At 64.4% G+C, this 3,009-nt stretch carries 2 protein-coding genes; one reads left to right on the top strand and one right to left on the bottom strand.

Going from position 1 to position 3,009, the window contains the following annotated elements; all coding sequences use genetic code 11:
• On the bottom strand, positions 1 to 1,029 hold a 1,029-nt coding region (locus tag PHQ87_RS15455), incomplete at its 3' end, for a benzoate/H(+) symporter BenE family transporter (protein WP_300236333.1).
• Positions 1,030 to 1,130: 101 nt separating this feature from the next.
• On the opposite strand from PHQ87_RS15455, the gene PHQ87_RS15450 reads away from it, so the two are divergent.
• Complete coding sequence (locus tag PHQ87_RS15450; RefSeq protein WP_300236331.1) at positions 1,131 to 2,627, top strand: PLP-dependent aminotransferase family protein; 1,497 nt, start codon at positions 1,131 to 1,133, stop codon at positions 2,625 to 2,627.
• The last annotated feature ends 382 nt before the right edge of the window (positions 2,628 to 3,009 follow it).

Here is a 3,009-nt window from a genome sequence, read left to right as displayed (position 1 = left end):
GCTGCCGCCGATGGTGCCCAGCAGCGCCAGGCCTGCCAGCGTGGTGATGAAGGTCGCCGGGAAGGCCATGAAGACAGCGGCCAGCGTCACCCCAAACACACCGACTAGGATGTAGAACACGCCTGCGGCAATGCCGGCGATCCAGCGCTTGGACGGGTCCTCGTGCGCCTCGCGGCCGGTGCAGATGGCGGCCGTGATCGCGGCGATGTTGAAGGCATGCGAACCGAATGGCGCCATCAGCAGGGAACCGAGCCCGGTAACCGTCACGATGGGGTTGGCGCTGGTTCTGAAGCCGTCATTGCGCAGAACCAGCATGCCGGGCATGTACTGGCCGGTCAGGGTGATCAGGAACAACGGCAACGCCACGCTCAACAAAGCGTTGAGCGAAAACGCGGGCATGGTGAAAACCGGCGCGGCCGGCTTCAGGCTCAACCCGGACAGATCGATGCGATCCTGAATCAACAGGAAGGCCAGCCCCAGCACCAGGATGCCCACCACCGCATAGCGGGCGGAGAATCGCTTGAACACCACGTAGGCAAGAATCAGCAGCCCGGCCAGCAGCGGGTCGATGCTCATGCCGCCGAAGGCCCCGATGCCAAACTGGAGCAGGATGCCGGCCAGCAGCCCGGCTGCCACGCCCGGCGGGATCAGGCGAATGACGCGCTCGAACCAACCCGACAGCCCCAGCGCCACGAAGGCGGCCGCCGAGATCAGGTAGGCACCGGTTGCCTCGGCATAAGGCGTTGTCGCCAGTGCCGTGACCAGAAATGCCGCCGCCGGCGTGGACCAGGCAGTGATGATCGGCTCACGGGAAATCCAGCTCAGGATGATCCCCGTCACGCCCACGCCGATGGAAATCGACCACACCCACGAGGCCGTCAGCTCCGGGCTAAGGCCGGCCACCTTGGCAGCCTGGAACACCAGAATAAAGGTACCGCCGTAGTTAACGATGACCGAGATCAGACCGGCCACGACAGGATGGGTGAGGTCGTTCCAGCGAACGGACGAAGGCGAAGGGACTGATGACATGACTTGACGGCGACTCCTGACAAAGGGGATGAACAGGTTGTCTTTATAGCGCTAAAATGGCTTGTGATGCCCAGCCAATTTATTAAAGAGGCGCAGACCAATTGTTCAAACACGCTCAACTCGAATCCGTCAAAGCCTGGATCGGCGACCCTGCACATGGTGCCTTGCCGCTGCATGCGCGCATACAGCGGTCCATCCGGCAACTGATCCTCGACGGCGTGCTTGATGTCGGCCGACCATTGCCTGCGTCACGCGCCTTGGCGAAGTCATTGGGGGTTTCCCGCGATACGGTCGAGTCGGCCTACAGCCAGTTGCATGCGGAAGGCTTCATCGAGCGGCGCGTGGGCAGCGGCAGCTTCGTGTCGGAACGGGCACAGCGTCTGCCAGGAGGCGGCAAGGTGCGGCGCACGGGGGATCGCATGGCAACAGTGCGCCTTAGCCGGCGTGGCAGCGGCATGTTCCAGAGCGGTGGTGTACGCGACTTCCTGATGCCGCGCCCGTTCGCACCCGGCGTGCCGGAAACGCGCAGCTTTCCGCTCCAGACCTGGGAGCGGCTGGAGCGGCAGGTGTTGAAGGAATACGGCACTCGGGCACTGCTGCACAGCCCGCCGCAGGGCATGGAGCCGTTGCGGCGCGCCATCGCCGATTACGTCAATCTCGAACGGGGCGCGCGCGCCACGCCCGAGCGCGTGCTGGTGTTGACCAGTTCCCAGCAGGCCATGACGCTATGCGCCACGGTGCTGCTCGATGCCGGCGACGGGATCTTCATCGAAGACCCCGCGTACCACGGCGCGCGCAAGGCGTTTGATGCCGCCGGGCTGGAATGCGTACCCGTACCGCTGGATGAAGACGGCCTGCGGGTGGAACACCTGCTTGAGGCAACGAAGGCATGCAGTGAACGGGCCAAGGCGGTGTCCCTGACGCCATCGCACCAGTTCCCGACCGGAGCGACACTGGCACTGGATCGGCGGCTGGCCGTCATCGAATGGGCCAGGCAGCACCACAACTGGATCATCGAAGACGACTACGACAGCGAGTTCCATTACGAAGGCAAACCCACGGCCTGCGTGCAGGGGCTCGACCCGCACGAGCGGACGATCTACATCGGCACCTTCACCAAATCGCTGTTTCCGGGATTGCGCATCGGCTATATGGTGCTGCCGCCGCCGCTGGTGGCGCCCATGACCGTGGCCCGCACCCTGCTGGATGGACACAGCGCGCCGATTCCGCAACTCACGCTGGCGCGCTTCATCCAAGGCGGCCACTTCGGCGCCCATGTACGCACCATGCGCGCGGTCTATGCCGAACGGCGCGACGTGCTGGCACGCCTGGTGCGCAAGCACTTGGCCGACTTCGTGGAACCACGGGTGCCGGCCGGGGGCATGCAGATGCCCTGCGTGTTCATCCGCGACATCCCCGAGCACGAGGCCGTGGAATCGGCACGCCGGGCCGGCATCGACCTGCTGGGGCTCACGGCGCTGCATGCCTCAAACCGGCACAAGGCCGGTTTTCTCATGGGGTTCGCCGCCCATGCCCCCCACGAACTGGAAATCGCCGTCAAGAAACTCGCGAACGTGCTGCGCGCGTTGTGTCGCTGATTGTGGCCGTGAGGTGACAGTCCGCAACCCAATCCACATGACCAAGGCTCAATCATGGATTGCTATGCCCTTTTTTCCTAAGCTAGACTTCGTAGAACAAGGTTTCACCCGGGGCCGCTGCGGTACCAGTGGCACCCTGCCGGCGCGAACCGGCGCCAAAGCCCCTTCGGACCGGCAAGAGGGGCAGAGCCTTCGTGCTCCGGTCCCGCGGACTTTCATAATAAATGCCTCTGGACCTGGGGGCCGCTCCACACCACGCCTGACGTGAACCGGCACCTTTTCCTTACTCTCATGCCTGACGCATCGCTCCCGATCGAACGGGAGGCCCGCACAAGAGCGGCGCGTGGTGTCGGTGGTCTTCCCCGAGGCGCCCAGAGGTCTC

The sequence above is a fragment of the Hydrogenophaga sp. genome, assembly GCF_028698005.1.
Classification (GTDB): domain Bacteria; phylum Pseudomonadota; class Gammaproteobacteria; order Burkholderiales; family Burkholderiaceae_C; genus Hydrogenophaga.
This window is presented reverse-complemented; position numbering and strand designations above follow the sequence as displayed.